Here is a 1,026-nt window from a genome sequence, read left to right on the forward strand (position 1 = left end):
TCATTCTCATTCAACGCTTTTGCTGCGGATATTGAAAAAATGCACTTCTTGATCCCAGGTGGCGCTGGCGGCGGTTGGGATATGACCGCCCGTGGTACGGGTGATGTGTTAGTAAAATCAGACATCGTAGAAAACGTGTCGTTTCAAAACCTATCAGGTGGCGGCGGTGGTAAAGCCATCGCTCACTTAATTGAAACGGCAGATCGCCAAGAAGACACGCTCATGGTGAACTCAACACCAATCGTTGTGCGTTCTCTTAGCGGTATTTTTCCTCAATCCTTCCGTGACCTAACGCCTGTTGCTGCAACTGTTGCAGACTACGGCGCGATTGTTGCTTCTGCAGACTCGCCATACAACACATGGGAAGATGCTGTAAAAGCGTTTGAAGCCGATCCTCGCAAAGTGAAGATTGCTGGTGGCTCAGCGCGCGGCTCTATGGATCACCTTGTCATTGCGGCGGCATTTAAAGGCGAAGGCTTTGATGCGCGTAAAGTCCGTTACATTGGCTATGATGCGGGCGGCAAAGCAATGGCAGCCCTGCTTTCTGGCGAAACTCAATTGCTTTCAACAGGTTTAGGTGAAGTACTGGAAATGTCCAAATCTGGCCAAGTGAAAGTACTTGCTATCACTGCGCCAAAACGCTTAGAAGCCGCGCCAAACATTCCAACATTAACGGAATTCGGCAACGAAACGGTATTTGCGAACTGGCGTGGATTCTTTGCTGCACCGGGCGTTAGCCAAAAGAAAGTCGACGAATGGAATGCCGCATTCACTAAGATGTACAACACAGACGAGTGGCAAGTCGTTCGTGACCGCAATGGTTGGATAGACAACTACAAAGCGGACAAAGCATTCTTCGCGTTCCTTGAAGATCAAGAGAAGCAAATGGGTGACCTGATGCGTGAGCTAGGCTTCCTGAAATAACCGTTATTCCGGGGCTCCCTCCGATAGCAACTTAGCGTAAAACCTGAGTTGCTATTCGCCCCAACGGCATTTGCACTCTAAGTTTCACCGTATATGGACATT

1 protein-coding gene is annotated in these 1,026 nt (G+C 49.2%); it reads left to right on the plus strand.

Annotated features, from left to right (window positions below; all coding sequences use genetic code 11):
* The coding region (locus R8N47_RS23775) for a tripartite tricarboxylate transporter substrate binding protein (protein ID WP_318185922.1) at positions 1-924 on the plus strand (924 nt) is incomplete at its 5' end.
* Positions 925-1,026 lie beyond the last annotated feature (102 nt).

The organism is Vibrio sp. 2132-1 (genome assembly GCF_033344315.1).